The following is a 19872-nucleotide window of genomic DNA, read 5'->3' on the forward strand; positions in this document are numbered from 1 at the left end:
GAGGTATGTTCTCCCTCCGCGAGCGCCTCGACGCCGAGCCCCAGCAGCTGTGGGCAGCCGTCGTCGGGGCGCTGGTGCTGGTGCTGGGCGGGGGTTCGCTGCTGTTCCCCGAGACGGTGTACGACAGTTTCCTCTGGCACTACTTCTGGGGGCCAGTGCAGGCCGACGCCCACAACGCCACCTGCGCGATCCGGCCCGGAAGCACCATCGAGTATCTCTACAGCAAGTCGGCGTGTGCGGGCGCCGCCGAACCCGTCGCGGAGCCGGGCTACACCATCGTGAGCGAGGTCGGCTACATGATCGCGCTGCTGCTGACGGTCTCGGGCGTGGTGTTCCTGCTCGAACGCCTCGAGATCGGCGAGGAGCGCGGGCTGTTCTGGGCCATGGTCCCGTTCATGCTGCTGGGCGGCGCGCTCCGGACCGTCGAGGACGCCCACAACGCTATCGGCGATAGCTGGTTCGACTACCCGCTCAACACGCTGCTGATCAGCCCCGTCATCTACTTCACCGTGTTCGGGGTGGCGCTTGCCTGCATCGTGGCGTCGATCTGGCTGGCCCGCCGGGAGGTCGTCGACCGCTATGACTACGCGCTGGGGACGATGGGCACCGCCGGCTTCCTGCTCTCGGTGGCCTATCTCGCCGTGCTCGCGGTCATCGAGTCCGCGGTGACGTTCTACCCGCTGGTCCTCGTCGCGATGGTGGGACTTGCCGCGGCGGCGGCGCTGGCGACGTGGGTCGCTATCGAACGGTTCGCGCCGGAAGTCAACGAGGGGACGGGGCTGGCCGGCGGGATGGTGCTCGTCGCCCACGCTGTCGACGGCGCCGCGAACGTGATCGGTCTCGACTACCTGATGGCGCTTGGCGTGCCGTACAACCTCAGCCCGAAACACCCCGCGAACCGCTTCATCGTCGACCTGTTCGGCGCGGCGTGGCCGTTCCTCGTGGTGAAGATGGTCGCGGCGACGTTCGTGGTCTGGGTGTTCGACGGCCAACTCGCCGAGGAGAGCCCGCGCTACACCATCCTGCTGCTCGTCGCCGTCGCCGCCGTCGGCCTCGGCCCGGGCACGCGGGACCTCCTGCGGTCGGTGTTCGGGGTCTGAGGCGGTCCCCGACCCCCACGGCCGCCGACCCGCGCCATTTTTACCCTCGGGCGGAGAAGGGACGGTAAGAACACCCGCGGGTAAGCGCCAGTGTGGCGTTGCGGGGATCGGTGACCGACGCGCTGTAAGACGCCGGGGTCCACGGCCCCCAGAACTCGCGGCTGTTTCAGTACGCACACCGCCACGAACGTGGCTTTGAGTGCACCCAACCATGGAAGTCGAAATCGCAACAATCGGCGGCTACGAAGAAGTCGGCAGACAGTGTACAGCAGTCCGTGCGGGACAGGACGTGGTCATCTTCGACATGGGTCTGAACCTGAGTAAGGTCCTGATCCACGACAACGTCGAGACCGAGCAGATGCACAGCCTCGACCTCATCGACATGGGCGCGATCCCCGACGACCGCGTCATGTCCGAGATCGAGGGCGACGTGCAGGCCATCGTCCCGACCCACGGCCACCTCGACCACATCGGCGCCATCTCGAAGCTAGCACACCGCTACGACGCCCCCATCGTCTCGGCGCCGTTCACCATCGAACTCGTCAAACAGCAGATCCAGAGCGAGTCGAAGTTCCAGGTCGACAACGACCTGATCAAGATGGATCCGGGCGAGACGATGCAGATCGGCGACGAGACCGAACTCGAGTTCGTCAACATCACCCACTCCATCATCGACGCCATCAACCCCGTCCTCCACACGCCGGAGGGCGCCGTGGTGTACGGCCTCGACAAGCGGATGGACCACACGCCCGTCATCGGCGACCCAATCGACATGGAGCGGTTCCGTGAGATCGGTCGCGAGGATGAGGGCGTGCTGGCCTACATCGAGGACTGTACGAACGCGGGCCGCAAGGGCCGAACTCCCTCCGAGCGGGTCGCCCGCGAGCACCTGCGTGACGTGATGCAGAGCATCAAGGACTACGACGGGGGGATCGTCGCCACCACGTTCTCGAGCCACATCGCTCGGGTCAAGAGCCTCGTCGAGTTCGCCGAGGAGATCGGCCGCGAACCCGTGCTCCTCGGTCGCTCGATGGAGAAGTACTCCGGCACCGCCGAACGCCTCGGCTTCGTCGACTTCCCGGACGACCTCGGGATGTACGGCCACCGGAAGTCCGTCGACCGCACGTTCAAGCGGATCATGAAGGAGGGCAAGGAGAACTACCTCCCCATCGTGACCGGCCACCAGGGCGAGCCGCGCGCGATGCTCACCCGTATGGGTAAGGGCGAGACCCCCTACGACCTGGAGGAAGGCGACAAGGTCATCTTCAGCGCCCGGGTCATCCCGGAGCCCACCAACGAGGGCCAGCGCTACCAGTCCGAACAGCTCCTCAAGATGCAGGGCGCCCACATCTACGACGACATCCACGTGTCGGGCCACCTGCGCACCGAGGGCCACCACCAGATGCTGGAGGCGCTCCAGCCCAAGAACATCGTCCCCGCCCACCAGAGCCTGAAGCACCTCGCCGACTACGTCGAACTCTGCGAGTCCGAGGGGTACAACCTGGGCGACGACATCCACCTCTCGCGTAACGGCAACGTGATCTCGCTCACGGAGTGATCATGAGCGAGGACGCGACGGTCGAACGGCTGCTCGCTGCGGTGACCGAGCGCCGCGAGCGGGTCAACGACGCCATCGCGGCGGAGCTCCCGGTTCAGGAGCCCGAGCGCCTCTACGAGGCCTCGCGCTACCTGCTCGACGCGGGCGGGAAGCGCCTGCGACCGACGGTCTGTCTGCTCGTCGGCGAGGCGCTCGCCGACGTGGCGCCCGGAAGCGCGGACTACCGGGAGTTCCCCGCGCTGTTCGGCGACGACATCGACCTGCTGCGGGCCGCAGTCAGCATCGAGGTCATCCAGTCGTTCACGCTGATCCACGACGACATCATGGACGACGACGACCTGCGCCGGGGCGTGCCGGCGGTCCACCGCGAGTACGACGAGGAGACGGCGATCCTCGCGGGCGACACGCTGTACGCCAAGGCGTTCGAGTTCATGACCGACACCGGCAGTCAGCCGGAGCTCTCCGTCGCCGCGACGAACCGCCTCGCACGGACCTGCACCCAGATCTGCGAGGGGCAGGCCCTGGACGTGGAGTTCGAGAACCGCCACGGGGTACTGCCCGAGGAGTATCTGGAGATGGTCGAACTCAAGACCGCCGTGCTCTACGGCGCGTCCGCGGCCATCCCCGCCATCCTGCTCGGCGCCGACGACGACACCGTCGAAGCGCTGCGCCAGTACGGCATCGACTCGGGCCGCGCGTTCCAGATTCAGGACGACGTGCTCGACCTGACAGTCCCGAGCGAGGAGCTGGGCAAGCAGCGCGGCTCGGACCTCGTGGGCGAGAAGGAGACGCTGATCACGCTCCACGCCCGCCAGCAGGGCGTCGACGTGGACAACCTCGTCGACGCCGAGACGGCCGACGACCTCACCGAGCGGGAGGTCGCCGACGCCGTCGCGACGCTCGAGGAGGCTGGCAGCATCGAGTACGCCCGCTCGAAGGCCCAGGAGCTGACCGCCCGCTCGAAGGAGCATCTCGACGTGCTCCCGGACAACGAGGCGAGCCACCTGCTGGCTGATCTGGCGGACTACCTGATCACCCGGGGCTACTGAGCGGCGCCCCGTTTCGGCCGTATCGCCTTTACTCCACCCCTGAGAGTCGTCGCCGTATGGAGTCCACGCCCAGCGACCGCCGCCGCCGCTCCGTGCGCCAACTGCTGTTCGTCATCGCCGGCGCCCACACCGGGGCGTTCGCCGGGTCGGCGCTCCCTCGCTTTGGCCTGCCGGGGGAGGTGGTCAGCGCCATCACGGTGCTCGTCCTGTTCACGCTACCCTTCGTCGTCGACGAGAATCAGAGATTCTCGTCTGCACACGAGAGCTTCGCTCTCGTGAACGTCGACGCCAAGTGGGAGTACGTCGACCCGCTGTTCGAGAAGGTGATGCAGTAGGGGCATCACGGGCCACGATGGACACGCTCAAGCCGCCGCCGGCTCACCATCCGACGTGTCTCGCTACCAGGACGCCGCGCTGTTCGCGCTGCTCGCCGTCGCATGGGGAGCGGGCTTCTCGGCCATCGAGGTCGGCCTCCGGACGCTCGATCCGGTCCTGTTCGCCGGCTACCGCTTCGATGTCGGCGCCGCCGTCACGCTGACCGCGCTGGCGGCGCTGGGTCGGCTGGAGGTCCCGCAGGTACGGGCCGACTGGGAAGCCATCTTCGCGGCCGCCGCGCTGCTCGTGTTCGGCAACGTGTTCTTCCTGTTCGTCGGCCAACTGTACACCTCCGGCTCCATCGCCTCGGTCGTCTACAGCCTCAACCCCGTCCTCACGGTCGGGTTCGCCGCCGTCCTCCTCTCCGGGGCGGGACTGGCCGCCCGTGACGCCGTGGGCATCGTGCTGGGCCTGATCGGCGTCGTACTGATCGCTCGCCCCGATCCGACGGCGACCGCGGCCGCGCCAGCGAACGCGCCGGAGTTCCTCTCGCCCGTGTTCGCGGTGCTCGGGCCCGACGGCGTGGGCGCGGCGCTGGTGTTCGGCGCCGTCATCTCGGTTGCGGCGGGGAGCGTGCTCCTGCGCCGCATCGAGGCGCCGATGGCCAGCCTTCCGACGACCGGGTGGGCGATGGCCGTCGGCGCGGTGATGCTCCACGCCGCCAGCCTCGCGATGGGGGAGACGGTGACGGTCCCCAGCGGTACCGACACGCTGCTGGCCGTGGCGTACGTCGGCGTCGTTGCGAGTTCGGTGGGCTACGGCGCCTACTTCACGCTGATGCGCCGTCGCGGGCCGTTCACGGCGAACCTCGTCAGCTACGCCGTGCCGGTGGTCGCGTCGCTCACTGGCTGGGCGCTGCTTGGCGAACAGTTGCCGCCGGTCGCTATCGCCGGCTTCGGCTTCATCCTCCTTGGCTTCCTCGTGCTCAACCGCGAGGTCGTCGCCGAGGAACTCCACCGCTTTGGCGTCTGATCAGGCCAGCCCGAGATCCGCGAGGATCTCGTCGGCGTGGTTCTCGGGGTCGACGCCCTCGTAGGCTTCGACGATCTCGCCGTCGTCGTCGACGACGAACGTGTTCCGGAACACGCCCATCACTTCGTTGCCGAAGACGTTCTTCTCGCCGTAGGAACTGTACGCCGCCGACACATCGCCGTCCTCGTCCGAGAGCAGGTCGAAGGGCAGGTCGTACTTCTCGCGGAAGTCCTCGAGATCCTCGACGGGGTCGTCGCTGATGCCGACGACGGAGACGCCGGCCGCCTCGTAGGCGTCCCAGTCGTCCCGGAACGAGCAAGCCTCCGTCGTACAGCCGGGGGTATCGGCCCGCGGATAGAAGTAGACGACCGTGTACTCGCCGGGAGTCTCGTCGAGCGAGAGTTCCTCGCCGTCCTGGTTCGGGAGTGAGAACTGTGGTGCGTCATCGCCGGGTTCGAGCATGCCTCGACCTGTGGCCGGTGGGGACTAACGCTTTCCGCTCCCAGCGGGTGTCCACAACGCCCGTCCGATCACCAGAGCCGTTCGGCAGCCTCACGCTGGAGCAGCGCGTCGGCGTTGTCCTCGGGCAGCGAGACCACGTCGTCGCGCTTGAGTTCGTACTCGCGGTCGTCGACGCCGAGTAGCCGACCCACGTCCTCGGTGACGCGGACCGTCGTTCGGGCCGCGTCCTCATCGGCGCCCGTCGCGTCCTCCGCTGGGCCGGCGGGCACCGGCGAGCCGTCCCCGCCAGCCACTGCTTCGGCCGCGACGCCGCCATCAGATCGTGGGTCCATCCCCTCCTCTGGCGGGGCGGGCGGTGTTTTCGACTCATCCAACTCCTCCGGCGGGACCTCCGACGGCGCGTCCGATGGACTCTCGGATGCCGGTTCGGTCGATCCGGTGCCGACTGCCGGCTCCGTGCGGGCGGGCGCGCTGTCGTCGGTATCGGCCGTCGACGGTTCGGGCTCCGGGTCCGGCTCCGGGCTGGGCGAGCGCTCAGGGGCGGATGTTTCCTCCGTCGGTGCGGGCTGAGCCCCCGGCGCGCCGCCGGGCGAGGTGGGCATGCTGTCGCCCTCACCCGCGAGGATGTCGAGCACCCGCGAGCGGTTCTCGCCGATGCGGCCGACCATGTCCTCGAACAGGTCCCGCTCCTGTGTGGTCAGCCCCTCCTCCTCGACCGGCATATCCGCGGCGGCGAAGGAGGCCATCTTCACGACCTTGCCGACCCGGCGCTCGTAGATTGCCTCCACGACGTCCTCCCCGCGCTCGATGTCGTCGGAAAGCTGGGAGACCTCCGGGTCCGAGAACGGGTCGTCAGTCTCGTCGGCGACGCGGTCGCGTTCGGCTTTCAGCTCCTCGATGTAGGCCGCCACGTCCTCGTAGAAGGAGTCCCGCAGATGCTGGAGGCTGTCCTTCTGGCGCTCCTTGCTCTGGACCGTCTGTAGTTCGTCGATATCCATGCTGTGGTCTGGGTCGCGAGTGGCGCGACGGCGGGCTGGGGGTCTCTCTATCTACTCTGTGGCTTTCTCGGCGCGTCCCCGGGCCATGAGGAACACGCCGACGTACTCCTCCACTGATTGCGGACCAGCCGTGATAGTCGTTTCGGCGCCTACGTCGATAGGCCCGGGATCAGTGACGTTCACCATGATCCGCTGGCCGCGGAAGCGGTCGGCGACGGCGTCGGTCAGCGGGTCGAACTCGTCGAGTTCGTCCGGCGCGATGGGTTTCACGACGAACCCCGTGCCGCCGTGGAGCGTCCCGGGGAGTCGGATCAGTCGGCGAACGTCCGTAGTGACTGGCTCGTCGATGGGCGCCGTCTCGTTCTGGACGACCTGTGCGGTCAGCGCTTCGACCAGCTTTCGCAACCCGGGGCCGCCGGCCTCGACGTTCCCCTCCCGGATGGCGCCGGGGTTGCGCTCGGCGGCGTCGAGGATGGTGCCGGCCCGGCCGTCGCCGATGCCGTCGAACGCCGTGAGTTCCTCGAGGGCGTCCTCGCGCTCCATCTCCCGGATGTCGGCGAGGAACTCCACTAGTTCGCGGTGGACGCGTCGGCCCCACCCACCGCGGGTCTTGAGTTCGCGGCGGGTCGTGCCGCCGTGGGAGACCGTCCGGATCAGCCCCTCGCGGTCCAGATCGACCGCGCGCACGTAGTCGACGATTTCGCGGCGCGCCTCGCTGTCGAGTTCGAGCAGCGCGTCGTTCCGGACGTGGACGTGGTAGCCACGGCCCCCCGAGAACACGATCAGCAGGTCCTCCTCCGCGAAGCCGAAGTCCTCCCGGAGCAGGTCGAGGAGGCGCTGGAGGGCGTCCTTACAGGCCTCGAGCATCTCGGCGTAGCTCGCTTCCGCCTCGTCGACGCCGGGGAGGTGGTCGGCGTCCAGGTCGAACACGAGGTCCGCGCCGCGCCAGCCCTTCTCGACCATGGTGCGGTTCCGGGGGTCGTCGTAGCGCGCCGCCGAGAAGTAGGCGTGACGGGGGGCCGACCGCTCGAGGAACTCCTGGACCGACTGGGCGTCCCCGCCCATGTCGAGTAACGTGCGGTGGCGGACCATCGTCGTTCCCTCGCTCTCGGTGTAGGGGATGTGCCCCCACTCGCGGGCGTCGGGGGCGGGCGGGACCGAGAGGTCCGCGTCGGCGTAGTAGTCGCCGAAGCGGCCCTCGAGGTAGCTTCGCGTACGGTCCTCCATCTCTGTGCCCGCTTGGACAGTTCGGGGTTTAGGCCTTGCCCTCGGCGGCCCGGAACTCTGCCACGGCCGCCACGCACGGGACGCCGCCACACGTCACGAGGCGGCGCCCTCTGCCGGTTTTACGGTTTCTCGAGTTCGACGGGTTTAAGTCTCGCATCGCCGTCGTCTCGGATGAGACAGGCGTGGCCTGTTTCACTCACCCGTAGGAGCTACCTACGCGTACTACGGAGGTGAAAGATGGCAGATTCAATAGAGGAAGCAGTATCCCGCGCACTCGAGGACGCGCCGCCCCGGAACTTCACCGAGACGGTCGACCTCGCAGTCAACCTGCGCGACATCGACTTGAATGACCCGTCCAACCGGGTCGACGAGAGCGTCGTGCTCCCGTCAGGTACCGGACAAGAGACACGTATCGTCGTCTTCGCGACCGGCGAGACCGCCGTCCGTGCAGAAGAGGTCGCCGACGACGTCCTCGGCCCCGACGAGCTCGAAGAGCTCGGGGACGACGACGACGAGGCCAAGGACCTCGCCGACGATACGGACTTCTTCATCGCGGAAGCCGCGATGATGCAGGACATCGGCCGCTACCTCGGGACCGTGCTCGGTCCCCGAGGGAAGATGCCGACCCCGCTCCAGCCCGACGACGACGTGGTGGAGACCGTCGAACGGATGAAAAACACCGTTCAGCTGCGGTCGCGTGACCGCCGGACGTTCCACACCCGCGTCGGCGCCCAGGACATGGAGCCCGGAGAGGTTTCGGACAACATCGACGTCATCATCCGACGACTCGAAGCTGACCTCGAGAAGGGTCCGCTCAACATCGACTCAGTCTGGGTGAAGACGACGATGGGCCCGGCCGTGGAGGTGCCCGCATGAGCGAAGCCGAGAGCGTTCGGAAGACCGAGACCGTCCCCGAGTGGAAGCAGGCGGAGGTCGACGAGCTCGTCGACTTCCTCGAGCGCTACGACGCCGTCGGCGTCGTCGGCGTGACCGGCATTCCCTCGCGACAGCTCCAGAGCATGCGACGCGGGCTTCACGGCACCGCCGAGGTGCGCATGAGCCGCAACACGCTCATGACCCGCGCCGTCGAGCAGGTCGACGAGGGGCTCGAGCAGCTCGCCACCGAGATCAACGGCGAGGTCGCCTTCGTCGGTTCGAACGACAACCCGTTCGGCCTGTTCAAGGAGCTCGAAGCCTCGAAGACCCCGGCGCCCATCGGCGCCGGCGAGGTCGCCCCCAACGACATCGTCATCCCCGAGGGTGACACCGGAGTCGACCCGGGCCCGTTCGTGGGCGAGCTACAGACCGTCGGCGCCTCCGCCCGCATTATGGAGGGGTCGATCAAGGTCACCGAGGATTCGAAAGTGCTCGAAGCCGGCGAGACCGTCGACCAGGATCTGGCCGACGTGCTCTCCGAGATGGGCATCGAGCCCAAGGAAGTGGGTCTCGACCTGCGCGCCGTCTACGCCGACGGCGTGCTGTTCGAGCCCGACGAGCTCGAAATCGACGTCGAAGAGTACCGCGCAGACGTGCAGGCCGCCGCCTCGGCTGCCCGCAATCTGTCGGTCAACTCGGCCTACCCGACTGCCCAGACCGTGGGCACCCTGCTCGGGAAGGCCGCCGGCGAGGCCAAGTCCGTCGGCCTCGAGGCGACGATCGTCAACGAGGAGCTCGCTCCCGACCTGATCGGCACGGCCGACGCACAGCTTCGTGCGCTCGCCGCGCAGATCGAGGACGAGGAGGCGCTCCCCGAGGAGCTGCAGGGCGTGGAAGCGCCGGCAGCCACCACGGAGAGCGCCGAGGAGGACGAACAGGACGACGAAACGACTGATGCCGAGGACGCCGACGAGTCCGAGCCGGAGGACGACTCCGACGACGACAGCGACGGCGGCGAAGGTCTCGGCGAGATGTTCGGGTAACTACAATGGAATACGTCTACGCTGCACTCACGCTGAACGAATCGGGCGAGGAGATCAACGAGGAGAACATCACGGCCGTGCTCGAAGCCGCGGGCGTCGATGTCGAGGAGTCGCGTGTGAAGGCCCTCGTGGCCGCCCTCGAGGACGTCGATATCGAGGAGGCCATCGAGACGGCCGCCGCCGCGCCCGCCGCGGGCGCCGCAGCCGGCGGCGCCGCCGGTGGCGCCGAGGAGAGCGAGGAAGCCGAGGAGGAAGAGGCTGAGGAAGCGGCCGAGGCCGAGGAAGAAGAGGAAGACGAGGAAGAAGAAGAAGAGGACGGCGGCGAGGGTCTCGGCGAGCTGTTCGGTTAACCGGCCGACCCTCCTTCCGACTGCTTCCCGCAGTGCTGATTTCTTTCGACGCCAGTTCCGGAGTGGCGACGCTCGCCGACGCGCTACCGAAGTCGGCTGACCACGGCCAGCACCACGCAGGCGACGCCGAGGGCGACGGGGACAGGTCCACTCGGCGCACCGAACTCCCAGCCCAGTAGCGTCGTTCCCACAAGAGCGACGGCGGCAACGACGAGTCCGATCAGGAACAGCCCGGTGGAGTCGGTGGATCGTCCGGACATAGTCGACGCTACGGGTTGAGAACTGATAGGTGACAGGACGGCGTAACCGCTCAGAGTGTAGCGTTCGGAAGGATATGCGTGGGTGCTGTCCAGAGGACGAGCACCTGCATCGTGTTCGGCGGGTGGTTGCCCGCCTCGCGTCCGCCGACCGCGGCCTCGGCGACTTCGTCGCCTCGGTTTCGCGACCTTCGGTCGCGTATGCGATGCGTGGGACCGGATTTGAACCGGCGGACCTCTACAGGACAGCGCCCTCAACGCTGCGCCGTTGGCCTAGCTTGGCTACCCACGCTCGCGCCGTTCTCTGCACTCCATCGTTGGCCGTGGGCTAGTAAAAGGGCTTCCCTTTGCCGTCGCCGTCGGGCGACGACGATGGCCCGCGCTCGGCGGTCGGGTGGGCGGCATCCGGCGATCCGCGTGCCGGTCGCCATACGTTTATTCCCCACCGCACCCACTCGTCGGTATGAACGTGCGCACAACCGTCCGCGAGCACACGCTCGCCGTCGCGGCAGTGCTGTCGGCCGTCTCGCTCGCGCTGGTGTTCGCCGCCGCGCTGCGGGTCGTCCCGCCCGAACTCCTCCCACGGGCACCGACAGCCGTCGTCGACGCCATCCCCCACGTGAACGCGCTCGTCAGCGCCGTCGCGTTCGTCGTCGTCGTTCTCGGCGTCCGCGCGATCAAGGACGGCGATGTCGACCGCCACCGGAAGCTGATGGGGTCGGCGTTCGGCCTGTTCGCGCTCTTTCTCGTCGGCTACCTCTACCGGGTCGCGCTCGTTGGGCCGACGGAGTTTTCGGCCGCGCCGGCCGTCGAGACCGCCTACGCCGTGATCCTCGGGATCCACGTCACGCTCGCGGTGGTCTGCGTGCCGCTGCTGTTCTACACGCTCCTACTGGCGTGGAGCCATCCCGTGAGCGAGATCCCGCGGACGAACCACCGCAGGGTAGGGACGGTCGCGGCGCCGCTCTGGGCCATCTCGTTCGCGCTGGGTGTCGTCGTGTATCTGATGGTGTACGTGGTCGTCTGAGGATCAGTCGTCCTGCCCGCCGGACCGCGTGCCGGGCACCTCAGTCGTCCTGCCCGCCTGACCGCGTGCCGGGCAGCTCAGTCGTCCGCGACGGCGCCCTCGATCTCCGGTCGACTCACGTCCCGATCCGTCGTCTCGCCGTCGATCTCGTAGGGGTACTCGCCGGTCACGCAGCCCAGACAGAGGTCCGCGCGGGACTCGCCGAGCACCTCGGCGACGCCGTCGACGCTCAGATACGAGAGCGAGTCGCCGCCGACGACCTCGCGGATGTCGTCGGTGTCCTGCCCGGCAGCAATTAGCTCCTCGCGGGAGGCCATGTCGATCCCCATGTAGCAGGGTGCGACGATCTCGGGAGCGCCGATCCGGAGGTGAACCTCCGCGGCGCCGGCGTCCTCGAGCAGCGAGACCAGTTGGGTCGAGGTGGTGCCGCGGACGATGCTGTCGTCGATGAGGGTGACGGTCTTCCCCTCGACAGTCGAGCGAATGGGGTTGAGCTTCAGGCGGACCGCCTGCTCGCGCTGGTCCTGGGTGGGCATGATGAACGTCCGACCCACGTAGCGGTTCTTCATCAGCCCCTCCGCGAACTCCGGGGCGTCGTCGCCGAGTTCCTCGGTCGCGGCCTCGGCGTAGCCCGTGGCGAACGCGCGCCCGGAGTCGGGCACGGGCATCACCACGTCGCTCTCGACGCCCGACTCCTCCCAGAGGCGCGCCCCCAGGCCGCGCCGGGTGTCGTAGACGAGTTCGTCGTCGATGACCGAGTCCGGGCGCGCGAAGTAGACGTGCTCGAAGAAGCAGTGGGCGGTGTTTTCCTGCTCGATTAGCTGGTAGCTCTCGTAGCCCGAGCCGTCGGGTTCGAGCAGCACCAGTTCGCCCGGTTTCACGTCCCGGATCAATTCGCCGCCCAGCGTGTCGATGGCCGCCGACTCGCTGGCGAGCACGTAGCCGTCGTCGACCTTGCCGAGACAGAGCGGGCGGTTCCCCTGCGGGTCCCGGATCCCGATGACGGTCTCGTCGTGCATCACCGTCAGCGCGTAGGAGCCGTGGATGCGGTCCATCGTGCGCTTGACCGCGCGCACGAGATCCGCGTCGAGCAGGTTGCGCGCGAGATCGTGGGCGATGACCTCGGTGTCGCCGTCGGAGGTAAAGGCGTGACCCTCGCCCGCCAGTTCCTCGCGGATCTCGCCGGCGTTGACCAGATTGCCGTTGTGTGAGAGCGCGAGCGACCCCGACCGGAACGAGACCGTAAACGGCTGTGCGCAGGCCTTGTCGACGCTGCCGGCGGTGGGGTAGCGGACGTGGCCCACGCCGTTCTCGCCCTGGAGGCCGTCGAGGTCGTCCTCGGTGAACGCCTCGCCGACCAGCCCCATCTTGACGTGGTCGTGCTGCTGGAACCCGTCGTGGGTGACGATGCCCGCGGACTCCTGCCCGCGGTGCTGGAGCGCGTAGAGCCCGTAGTAACAGGGGCGAGCAGCCCCCCGTTCTTCGAGTGCGACGCCGACGACGCCGCACTTGTCGCGCATCCCGTCGTCGGCCGGCCCCGCAGCCGAACCCTCGTGCATACGCGTAGCTGAGGGATGGGAGACCAAAAACCCCCGCTATCGTGCCCTATCTCTGCCGGAAGCTCCCAGAGTTATACAGCTACGTGCATACCCGTCGCCGTCGACGAGACAGGATCCGTAGCGACGCTGTCGCTCCCGGGAGGCGTCGACGGCGGAGAACGAAGCGACGGCTGTGAGGAGAGCGCCGTCGCTGACGGGTGGAGAAAGCGGCCGCAGAGAGCGCCGTCGCTGACGGGTGGAGAAAGCGGCCGCAGAGAGAACCGTCAGTTGTCGCCGTTTTTCGACTGCCACGAGTAGCCACGACGCTTGGCGGACTTCCCGAAGCCACACGACGAACACTGCTTTTTCTTCGTGTGGTAGGATTTCTCCCCGCAGCGGCGGCATTTCGTGTGAGTCGTGTTGTTCTTCTTCCCCTGGCTGGGTGTTCCTGCGCCGGTCATAGAGTTACCGAAACGACGTTGTCGCCACGGATAATCGTTGTGTTGTCCACTTCCTCGACGTCGAGTTCGCCCAGCACAGCGTCGCTGGCGTCGGCGGGGTCGAGAACTACGTTCATGTGCTGGTCGTAGCCCGAGAGCGTCCCGTAGAAGGACTTGCCGTCCTTCAGGTGGACCGTCACCGGCTCCGAGAGCGACTCTTCGAGCACGTCGAGCGGGCGTCCACTCATGGTCACTCAAACCCCGGTCGTGGAAATAAACGTACCGAACCGCCGACGAGGGTCTCACAGGCCCAGATCTACTCCAGCGTGCCGACCTCCTCTGCCGCGTAGCCGAAGATGTCGTCGTACCCCTCAGCGGAGAGGAGCACCGGGTAGAACGGCTCGTCGGCCGTCAGCGCCTCGCCATCGGCCAGCGCGAACCGCTCGCCAGCCTCGACTTTCTCGAAGTTGGGCACCACCACGTCGTACTCCTTCCCCGGCGGCTTGGGGATCGGGCCATCGAGGCGGAACACGCGGACGTCGTCGCGCTCCGGCAGTCCTTCGTGGTCGTCGCCGACCGGCGCCGACATCGCGTTCGAGGCGGTGAGGAACGCCCGGACCAGCCAGTAGGCGTTTTCGGCGGCCCCGTCGCTGCCCTGGAGGCCACACTCCATCTCGATGGTGTGGGCGTGCTCGATCAGGCGGCCGTCGGTGTGTTCGTCGGTCTCGATCAGCACGTCGACGGGCAGCAGCGGCGCGAGCGAGCGCGCGATCTCGTCGACGGTGTCGATCACCGCGATGGGTTCGGCGTAGGACTGCGTGGAGTGCAGCGCCAGCACCGTACAGCCCTGTACCTCGCGGGCGAGTTCGTGTGCCAGCCGGGACTCGTGAGTGGGGCCATCGGGGTCGCCCGGGAACGCGCGGTTGAGGTCTTCTTCGAGGAACCGCACGCCCTGCTCGAGGGCCTCCTCGTTGGCGACGATGAGCTTCACCGGGCGGTCGACGTCGGGGTCCTCGGCGACGAGGCGCTCGACGGCCTCGACGCCGCAGGGCTCGTCTCCGTGGATGCCGGCGACGACTGCCAGCTCGGGCTGCCCCTCGCCCAACTGGTGGATTCGCATACACTGAGGGATGGGACCGATAGGCAAGAAGGGATCGCTCCGGATCAGTCCACCAGTTCGCCGGTCCGCGCCAGCGCCGCCGCCAGCAGATCGACCGTCGCCGTCAGGTCCTCGCGATGCGCTGTCTCGACCGGCGAGTGGTGGTAGCGCACCGGCACCGAGAGCGCGCCGGAGCGCACCGCGCCGCCGGCGTTCTGGAGCGCGCCGGTGTCGGTGCCGATGTTCCACGCTACCTCGTGCTGGTGCTCGATGTCCTCGTCCTCGGCAACGTCGGTGAACCAGTCCACCACTTCGGGGCTGGGGATGACGGAGGCGTCCTTGCGCTTGATGCCGACGCCGTCGCCGAGCGTGGTGATCCGGTCGGCCGCCTCGACGCCCGAGACGCTCCGTTCCAGCGTGCCGTCGAGCGCGATGACGAGATCCGGGTCGAACTCGTCGCTGGTCGCCACTACGCGAGCACCGCGCAGGCCGACCTCCTCTTGGACCGTCGCGCAGAAGTGGACCGTCGCGTCGGGGTCGGCTGCGCGCGCGGCCGCGAGCATCGCGTAGACGCCCGCGCGGTCGTCCAGCGCCTTGCCGGTCACGCAGTCACCCAGCACGCGTGGGTCGGTATCGAGCGTGACCACGTCGCCGACCGAGACGGCGTCGGCGGCATCGTCGCCGTCGAGACCGAGGTCCACCGCGAGGTCGTCGATGTCCCCCACGTCGTCCTCGTCGCGGGTGTGGGCCGGTTCGGCGCCGATGACGCCCGCCACCTCGCCGTCGTCGGTGTGGACCGTCACTGGTTGGGCGCGGAGGATCTGGGCGTTCCAGCCGCCGAGCGAGTCGAGTTTCAGGAACCCCTCGTCGTCGACCCGGGAGACCATAAACCCGATTTCGTCCATGTGGGCCGCGACGACGACTTCGCGGTCGCTGTCGCCCTCCGCCGTTCCCACCACGTTCCCCATCGCGTCAGTCTCCATGCGGTCGACTTCAGGACCGAGCGCTTCGCGGACCACCTCGCGGACGCCGTCCTCGTAACCAACGGGGCCCGCGGCGCCCGAAAGGTCGAACAGTAGATCGCGGTCGTGCATACCCGAGGCTGTTCCGGGTCCGCCAAAGGCGCTCCGGTCGGGGTGACCGTCGCCGGCTCAGGGGAGCCGTGCGAACCGCCAGAGGGAGGCCTCTTGATCGAACCCCAGCGACTCGTAGAATCCGACGTGCTCGCTCGTGGCGCAGACGACCATTCGTTCCGCGGGGACCGAGCACCGATCCACGACTGTCCGGACCAGTTCGGCGCCGACGCCCTCATCCTGCGCGTCGGGCCGGACGCCGACGTGGGTGAACCGGGCGACTGGCTCGTCGCCGGCCCCGCCGTCGTGGACGTACCAGCCGGCGGCACCGACTGGCTCTCCCCCGCGGGAGACGACGACCTCGCGCCCGTCGAGCGCGCTCGCAACCGCGGCTGCGTAGTCGATGCCGGCCGGATCGCGTCCGACCGACTCGTGGACGGCCTGCGCCTCGTCACTCCCGTGCTGGTGGGTCGCGAACCGGAGGCCTGTGTCGTCGCTCGGCAGGTCGATGGAGTCCGGGGCGAGCGCCCGGTAGTCCTCGCGCTCGTAGCCGTGATCCCTGAGGACAGGGTCGAGTCGGACCGCCGTCTCGGTGTCGTAGCCGGCGACGACGCGGTGGGGGAGGCCGTGGCGCTCGTAGAGGGCGTCGAGTTGGTCGAGCAGCGACTGTGCGGCCTCGTCTTCCCCCACTGTCGCCGGTGGCTCCGCCGCGGACGGAAGCCGCGTGTCGAGTAGCTGTGTCGCCGCCGCCCGGTCGTCGTGGGTGGTATCGTGGACGAACGTCCCGAACCACGTCTCAGTCACGTCGGCGAGGACACGCCGCTTGGCGTACTCCGCGGCGGCGATGCGGCTGGTGGAGAGCATCTCACCCCAGCCCCGCGGCGTACTCGTAGTCGGCGGGGTACGCGTCGGGCGTATGGTCGTCGATGGCGATGCGCCAGGGGTCGATGAGGTGGGGTTCGAACGTCGCCAGCAGCAGGCGACGCCGGACATCGGCGACGTCGATGCCGTAGAAATCGCCGGGGACGCCGCGGAGATACTCGAGGGCGGTGGAGAACAGCGAGCGCATCCCGGCGTCGCCGGCCTCGGCGCCCCGGCCGGCCTCGGCGGCGTGTTTGTGCGTGCCGGCGGCGACCTGCTGCATCCCGTGGCAGAACGCCGACTCGGCGGTGCCGCGGCCGTAGTTGTACCACTCGAACTTGAAGCAGTCGTAGCTCTCGGTGTAGGCGCCGTCGTTGTAGAGACGGACGCCGTGTTCGGCCGCGCGGCGGAGCGTCGCGTGCTCCCACCGGCGGTCCTCGCGCCACCCGGTCGGGTTCCCCAGCGGCGGGGCAACGCCGGGGTCACGGGTGTGTTCGTCCATCGTCGGGGCGATAGGCCGGTAGGAGTGTGAAACTATCGGCGAGCGAGCGGCCCTGATCGGCGCCGAATCGACGCGAACGGCTCGCTGGAGGCGATGAGTCGGCGCTGGGGCGACGACGGATCGACGGCGCCCTGCCGCCGAAATCAGGGCGCGGCAGTGGCTTCACGACTGAGAAGGTTTTAAGACCGGCAGGGGGCAATCTGTCGCCGGCGAGCGCCAGTGACTGCGTGCGAGGGTAGCCAAGCTCGGAAACGGCGGCGGACTCAAGATTAGCCGGGCAAGCCGGCTATCCACCGCATCCGCAAAAGTGGAGGTCTAAGGCCCCAAGCCTCCCTTCTACTCGGTTTTCGGGAGATGTAGACTAAATGGAAGATAATCCACTTAACGAATCAGGGCTTATCGGCTCGCGGTCAGTTGAGGTCGAGTTCCCTCTTGTCCCGGAGGAGAATCGCTCGATGCTGGCCCACAAACAGGAGTTCGACTACGAGAACACACGCAAGGAATTTGCAGAATGGCTTCTGCTGGAAGGGAAGGACCCTCGTGACGTAGTCGGCTACACGCAAGGAACAGCCAAGCGAACAGTCTATCGTGTCGCCTTCTGTGAGCGGTGGGTCTGGGGTGAGGAAGATGAATACGTCCCTACTCTGACGACAAGCCATGCTGACGACTTCATCGAGGCGATGGCCTACTCGGACTACTCGAACTCTCATAAGCATAGCTGTCTCCACTCCCTCAAACGCTACTTCAACTGGCGACACCACGAGTTCGGAGGAGACGAGTGGGAACCTGACCGTTCGTTCTCTACCGGCAACGGACAACAGCCGCAGGACTACCTAAGTACAACCGAACGAGCAGAACTCCGCCACACAGCTCTCGAACATGGAGACATACCCGCGTACAAGACAGTGAAGTGCAAGGAAAAACGTCGGGAACGTCTCAAGCCCTACGTGGCTGAGCGCGTGAACAAACCCATTGAGGCGTTGGGCGTCGATGATTGGGGAGACATTGGCTCTTGGAAGTTGACCTCTCTCGTGTGGGTGAGTCTCGACGCAGGACTACGTCCAACCGAAGTAGAACGGGCAAAGACCTCGTGGGTTGACGTTGAAAACTCTCTGCTCCGTATCCCGAAGGAGGAATCAGCGAAAAACGTCGAGAACTGGAACGTCAGTCTCCGTGACCGAACAGCCGACGCTCTGGAAAAGTGGATTCACGAGCGAACACACTACCCGAAGTACGACGACAACGACTCTCTCTGGTTGACAACTCATGGGAATCCTTACGGCTCGAAATCGCTTCGCCGGCTCCTGTTGAAGTTGTGTGAGAAAGCCGGTGTTCCCCACGAGTCTCGGAAGATGAGTTGGTACTCAATTCGCCACTCGGTTGGCACGTATATGACTCGTGCCGAAGACCTCGCAGCAACACAAGAACAACTCCGCCACAAACGCCCTGAGACAACTATGAAGTACGACGGGACACCGCCAGAAGACCGACGAGATGCGCTTGACAAGATGGGGTAGGACAAACCTTTCCCCCTCGATGCTGTGAATCCTTTTCGGAACTCTCCCTATTGGGTACTATAGCCGCCCTTCCGAAAGAAGTGGAACAACACATCGAGGAGTTGAGAACCAACCACCCTTGTAGAGTTCCTTCGGCTTCTACTGATGAGTGTTGGTTTCGGAGAGTGTGTGACGGAATAGGCGAGAAGTAGGCCTGCGAACGGTCGAATCAGGAATTTGACTGGAATGTCATCAGTAGCTCCATCAATGCGTAGACGACCGCCAAGCTTCCAAAGAAAATCCCTATCGTACTCAGTAGTCGGTTTCGTGGGACAACAGTCGTTTGAGCTACTACCAACAAGGCTATCAGGATGACCAGAACAGCGAGGAGTCTCTCGATACGGTCGGTCATACAACCACGTTATCTGCCCTTGATGTGAATCGTTCGGTTCTCCCTCTGTACTTACCGAAGACCGAGAGAACAACGTAGTCGTCGCCGGCTCAATGGAGTGAGTACACGGAGTGATTCTCTTTATAAGTACTAACACGCTTCTGTTACCACCACCCCGGTGCAGTCCTCCGATTCTTGCACAATAACTTAGTGGAGGCCGTGTGGTTGTTGTGTGTAGTAGGTATGATGGGGGAGGGAGTGTTCCCTGCTTTGGTCGAAGGGAATCAACTCATTGAGGGAGTGGATTCCAACCAGCTGGTCTGGAGTGAAACAGCCGGTAAGTGGGATTGCATAGGTATCGAGACAGGCCCTATCAGACATCAATGATGTGAGCGGTGGCGTGCTGAATACGGGCACGCAGACAACATCAGAGAGGCTTGGAGGGTTCAATTGACACGACGTTGTATATCGAACTGTACCTCTTCGAGTGGTATCCGCATCTTGTATCGACTAACGTCGAATCCCAGTTTCTCGTAGTAGGCGAGCGCACGGTCATTGTCGGCGTCCACTTCGAGGGTGAGTTCTACGGCACCCTCCTCGTGTGCCTGCTGAATCGCGCGGGCAACTAACTCGTCCGCAAGACCAGTGCTACGGTACTCAGGGTCGACGTAGATGTTTCCGAGAATAAGCTGGTCTACCGTCTCGAACTTCGAAGGGGGCGTCTGGAGCGACGTGCCGAGAAAGCCAGCGAACGTGGCGTCGATATCCGCGAGAGGCCCAGTTGGGTCGTCGGCATCGTCGAGCGCGACCCAGAGTCATTTGGTCGGGTCGTCGAACCACTGAGTGCGGAACTCGACGATTTCATCGATGTCAATCTCTTCGGCCATCACATGCGACTCGACCAACTCTTCGAGGGCACGCTGGTACGGTAACCACAATTCTTCGACGAATCGACGCATCGAGTCCTCTTCGTTCCGAACGCGACGAATTTGCATGCCACATCGGAAGCTTGTATCACGGATAACAGTTATGTCTCACACGAATTAGTGCGGTTGTTGATAGGAGTGTGCGGATGTTCGGTCAATGCCCGTTCTGATGTCTCCAGTGATGTCCTCGATTAGTCGAACAAGTCAATATGAATAGAACCAATTTACTGTGCTGAAACCAACTTCTGATTC

At 66.1% G+C, this 19872-nt stretch carries 23 protein-coding genes, 1 tRNA gene and 1 pseudogene; 10 read left to right on the forward strand and 15 right to left on the reverse strand.

All coding sequences use genetic code 11. The features are described from left to right. Positions 1-5: 5 nt before the first annotated feature. The 5 genes from J2753_RS10340 to J2753_RS10360 all read left to right on the forward strand — a co-directional run bounded on the left by J2753_RS10340 (position 6) and on the right by J2753_RS10360 (position 5054). Positions 6-1100, forward strand: coding sequence for a DUF63 family protein (locus J2753_RS10340; RefSeq protein ID WP_209491964.1), 1095 nt, complete (start codon positions 6-8; stop codon positions 1098-1100). 211 nt (positions 1101-1311) lie between these two features. Continuing rightward, positions 1312-2658, forward strand: a complete 1347-nt coding sequence (locus J2753_RS10345; RefSeq protein ID WP_209491966.1) for a ribonuclease J — start codon at positions 1312-1314, stop codon at positions 2656-2658. Positions 2659-2660: 2 nt separating this feature from the next. After that, entirely contained in the window at positions 2661-3707 is a 1047-nt protein-coding gene (idsA3, locus tag J2753_RS10350) for a geranylfarnesyl diphosphate synthase (protein WP_209491968.1), read from the forward strand. 56 nt (positions 3708-3763) lie between these two features. After that, a complete protein-coding gene (locus tag J2753_RS10355) occupies positions 3764-4042 on the forward strand; it encodes a hypothetical protein (RefSeq protein WP_209491970.1) in 279 nt (92 codons plus the stop codon). 55 nt (positions 4043-4097) lie between these two features. Next, positions 4098-5054, forward strand: a complete 957-nt coding sequence (locus J2753_RS10360; RefSeq protein WP_209491972.1) for a DMT family transporter — start codon at positions 4098-4100, stop codon at positions 5052-5054. Here J2753_RS10360 and bcp read toward each other — a convergent pair whose 3' ends face one another. The 3 genes from bcp to priS all read right to left on the reverse strand — a co-directional run bounded on the left by bcp (position 5055) and on the right by priS (position 7741). Further along, positions 5055-5516 carry a thioredoxin-dependent thiol peroxidase gene (gene bcp / locus J2753_RS10365; RefSeq protein WP_209491974.1) on the reverse strand — a complete coding sequence of 154 codons (462 nt, stop codon included), beginning with the start codon at positions 5514-5516 and terminating at the stop codon, positions 5055-5057. Between the two features lie 68 nt (positions 5517-5584). Further along, positions 5585-6514 carry a DNA replication complex subunit Gins51 gene (locus J2753_RS10370; RefSeq protein ID WP_209491975.1) on the reverse strand — a complete coding sequence of 310 codons (930 nt, stop codon included), beginning with the start codon at positions 6512-6514 and terminating at the stop codon, positions 5585-5587. 51 nt (positions 6515-6565) lie between these two features. Next, positions 6566-7741, reverse strand: coding sequence for a DNA primase catalytic subunit PriS (gene priS / locus J2753_RS10375; protein ID WP_209491977.1), 1176 nt, complete (start codon positions 7739-7741; stop codon positions 6566-6568). 237 nt (positions 7742-7978) lie between these two features. On the opposite strand from priS, the gene J2753_RS10380 reads away from it, so the two are divergent. The 3 genes from J2753_RS10380 to rpl12p are packed head-to-tail and all read left to right on the forward strand — an operon-like array spanning position 7979 to position 10010. After that, positions 7979-8617, forward strand: a complete 639-nt coding sequence (locus tag J2753_RS10380) for a 50S ribosomal protein L1 (RefSeq protein ID WP_209491979.1) — start codon at positions 7979-7981, stop codon at positions 8615-8617. Then, complete coding sequence (locus J2753_RS10385; protein ID WP_209491981.1) at positions 8614-9660, forward strand: 50S ribosomal protein L10; 1047 nt, start codon at positions 8614-8616, stop codon at positions 9658-9660. Before J2753_RS10380 ends, J2753_RS10385 begins: the two co-directional genes overlap by 4 nt. A 5-nt stretch (positions 9661-9665) precedes the next feature. Continuing rightward, positions 9666-10010: a 50S ribosomal protein P1 gene (gene rpl12p / locus J2753_RS10390; protein WP_209491983.1), complete on the forward strand. Its 345-nt coding sequence runs from the start codon at positions 9666-9668 to the stop codon at positions 10008-10010. A gap of 83 nt (positions 10011-10093) precedes the next feature. On the opposite strand, the gene J2753_RS10395 is transcribed toward rpl12p, so the two are convergent. Then, entirely contained in the window at positions 10094-10270 is a 177-nt protein-coding gene (locus J2753_RS10395; protein ID WP_209491985.1) for a multidrug transporter, read from the reverse strand. A gap of 204 nt (positions 10271-10474) precedes the next feature. Further along, a tRNA-Leu gene (locus J2753_RS10400) sits at positions 10475-10559 on the reverse strand. A gap of 171 nt (positions 10560-10730) precedes the next feature. On the opposite strand from J2753_RS10400, the gene J2753_RS10405 reads away from it, so the two are divergent. Next, a complete protein-coding gene (locus J2753_RS10405; protein WP_209491987.1) occupies positions 10731-11294 on the forward strand; it encodes a DUF420 domain-containing protein in 564 nt (187 codons plus the stop codon). Between the two features lie 77 nt (positions 11295-11371). Here the strand turns inward: J2753_RS10405 and purF are convergent, their stop codons facing one another. The 7 genes from purF to J2753_RS10440 form a co-directional block, all read right to left on the reverse strand. Continuing rightward, on the reverse strand, positions 11372-12853 hold the full coding sequence (gene purF / locus J2753_RS10410) for an amidophosphoribosyltransferase (RefSeq protein WP_209491988.1): 1482 nt from the start codon (positions 12851-12853) through the stop codon (positions 11372-11374). A gap of 263 nt (positions 12854-13116) precedes the next feature. Then, positions 13117-13293: a 50S ribosomal protein L37e gene (locus J2753_RS10415; RefSeq protein WP_209491989.1), complete on the reverse strand. Its 177-nt coding sequence runs from the start codon at positions 13291-13293 to the stop codon at positions 13117-13119. Next, positions 13290-13520 carry an LSM domain-containing protein gene (locus J2753_RS10420; RefSeq protein ID WP_209491990.1) on the reverse strand — a complete coding sequence of 77 codons (231 nt, stop codon included), beginning with the start codon at positions 13518-13520 and terminating at the stop codon, positions 13290-13292. The genes J2753_RS10415 and J2753_RS10420 overlap by 4 nt, the downstream gene beginning before the upstream one ends. A gap of 68 nt (positions 13521-13588) precedes the next feature. Next, positions 13589-14392, reverse strand: a complete 804-nt coding sequence (locus J2753_RS10425) for a succinylglutamate desuccinylase/aspartoacylase domain-containing protein (protein WP_209491991.1) — start codon at positions 14390-14392, stop codon at positions 13589-13591. A gap of 44 nt (positions 14393-14436) precedes the next feature. Further along, complete coding sequence (locus J2753_RS10430; RefSeq protein ID WP_209491992.1) at positions 14437-15465, reverse strand: M42 family metallopeptidase; 1029 nt, start codon at positions 15463-15465, stop codon at positions 14437-14439. A 57-nt stretch (positions 15466-15522) separates the two neighbouring features. Continuing rightward, complete coding sequence (locus tag J2753_RS10435) at positions 15523-16308, reverse strand: GNAT family N-acetyltransferase (protein WP_209491993.1); 786 nt, start codon at positions 16306-16308, stop codon at positions 15523-15525. A gap of 1 nt (position 16309) precedes the next feature. Continuing rightward, entirely contained in the window at positions 16310-16807 is a 498-nt protein-coding gene (locus J2753_RS10440; RefSeq protein ID WP_209491994.1) for a DUF309 domain-containing protein, read from the reverse strand. A 365-nt stretch (positions 16808-17172) separates the two neighbouring features. Here J2753_RS10440 and J2753_RS10445 point away from each other — a divergent pair, with 365 nt between their 5' ends. Continuing rightward, on the forward strand, positions 17173-18324 hold the full coding sequence (locus J2753_RS10445) for a tyrosine-type recombinase/integrase (RefSeq protein ID WP_209491995.1): 1152 nt from the start codon (positions 17173-17175) through the stop codon (positions 18322-18324). A 208-nt stretch (positions 18325-18532) separates the two neighbouring features. Here the strand turns inward: J2753_RS10445 and J2753_RS10450 are convergent, their stop codons facing one another. From J2753_RS10450 to J2753_RS10460, 3 genes and pseudogenes are all read right to left on the reverse strand, one after another. Next, the gene (locus J2753_RS10450) at positions 18533-18715 is read right to left on the reverse strand and encodes a hypothetical protein (protein ID WP_209491996.1); all 183 of its coding nucleotides are present in this window, start codon (positions 18713-18715) and stop codon (positions 18533-18535) included. A 425-nt stretch (positions 18716-19140) separates the two neighbouring features. Continuing rightward, positions 19141-19473, reverse strand: a pseudogene (locus J2753_RS14760) (GNAT family N-acetyltransferase); the annotation flags it as partial. 36 nt (positions 19474-19509) lie between these two features. Further along, on the reverse strand, positions 19510-19689 hold the full coding sequence (locus tag J2753_RS10460; protein ID WP_209491997.1) for a hypothetical protein: 180 nt from the start codon (positions 19687-19689) through the stop codon (positions 19510-19512). Between the last annotated feature and the right edge of the window lie 183 nt (positions 19690-19872).

Source organism: Halolamina salifodinae (genome assembly GCF_017874235.1).
Taxonomy (GTDB): Archaea; Halobacteriota; Halobacteria; order Halobacteriales; family Haloferacaceae; genus Halolamina; species Halolamina salifodinae.

Coding starts and splice junctions, on each gene's coding strand:
- priS (WP_209491977.1), bottom strand. CDS start 7,741: ATGGAGGACCGTACGCGAAGCTACCTCGAGGGCCGCTTCGGCGACTAC.
- idsA3 (WP_209491968.1), top strand. CDS start 2,661: ATGAGCGAGGACGCGACGGTCGAACGGCTGCTCGCTGCGGTGACCGAG.
- J2753_RS10440 (WP_209491994.1), bottom strand. CDS start 16,807: ATGGACGAACACACCCGTGACCCCGGCGTTGCCCCGCCGCTGGGGAAC.
- J2753_RS10385 (WP_209491981.1), top strand. CDS start 8,614: ATGAGCGAAGCCGAGAGCGTTCGGAAGACCGAGACCGTCCCCGAGTGG.
- J2753_RS10345 (WP_209491966.1), top strand. CDS start 1,312: ATGGAAGTCGAAATCGCAACAATCGGCGGCTACGAAGAAGTCGGCAGA.
- rpl12p (WP_209491983.1), top strand. CDS start 9,666: ATGGAATACGTCTACGCTGCACTCACGCTGAACGAATCGGGCGAGGAG.
- J2753_RS10355 (WP_209491970.1), top strand. CDS start 3,764: ATGGAGTCCACGCCCAGCGACCGCCGCCGCCGCTCCGTGCGCCAACTG.
- J2753_RS10380 (WP_209491979.1), top strand. CDS start 7,979: ATGGCAGATTCAATAGAGGAAGCAGTATCCCGCGCACTCGAGGACGCG.
- J2753_RS10450 (WP_209491996.1), bottom strand. CDS start 18,715: ATGACCGACCGTATCGAGAGACTCCTCGCTGTTCTGGTCATCCTGATA.
- J2753_RS10420 (WP_209491990.1), bottom strand. CDS start 13,520: ATGAGTGGACGCCCGCTCGACGTGCTCGAAGAGTCGCTCTCGGAGCCG.
- J2753_RS10435 (WP_209491993.1), bottom strand. CDS start 16,308: ATGCTCTCCACCAGCCGCATCGCCGCCGCGGAGTACGCCAAGCGGCGT.
- J2753_RS10430 (WP_209491992.1), bottom strand. CDS start 15,465: ATGCACGACCGCGATCTACTGTTCGACCTTTCGGGCGCCGCGGGCCCC.
- J2753_RS10405 (WP_209491987.1), top strand. CDS start 10,731: ATGAACGTGCGCACAACCGTCCGCGAGCACACGCTCGCCGTCGCGGCA.
- J2753_RS10425 (WP_209491991.1), bottom strand. CDS start 14,392: ATGCGAATCCACCAGTTGGGCGAGGGGCAGCCCGAGCTGGCAGTCGTC.
- J2753_RS10460 (WP_209491997.1), bottom strand. CDS start 19,689: ATGCAAATTCGTCGCGTTCGGAACGAAGAGGACTCGATGCGTCGATTC.
- J2753_RS10340 (WP_209491964.1), top strand. CDS start 6: ATGTTCTCCCTCCGCGAGCGCCTCGACGCCGAGCCCCAGCAGCTGTGG.
- J2753_RS10395 (WP_209491985.1), bottom strand. CDS start 10,270: ATGTCCGGACGATCCACCGACTCCACCGGGCTGTTCCTGATCGGACTC.
- purF (WP_209491988.1), bottom strand. CDS start 12,853: ATGCACGAGGGTTCGGCTGCGGGGCCGGCCGACGACGGGATGCGCGAC.
- J2753_RS10415 (WP_209491989.1), bottom strand. CDS start 13,293: ATGACCGGCGCAGGAACACCCAGCCAGGGGAAGAAGAACAACACGACT.
- J2753_RS10445 (WP_209491995.1), top strand. CDS start 17,173: ATGGAAGATAATCCACTTAACGAATCAGGGCTTATCGGCTCGCGGTCA.
- J2753_RS10370 (WP_209491975.1), bottom strand. CDS start 6,514: ATGGATATCGACGAACTACAGACGGTCCAGAGCAAGGAGCGCCAGAAG.
- bcp (WP_209491974.1), bottom strand. CDS start 5,516: ATGCTCGAACCCGGCGATGACGCACCACAGTTCTCACTCCCGAACCAG.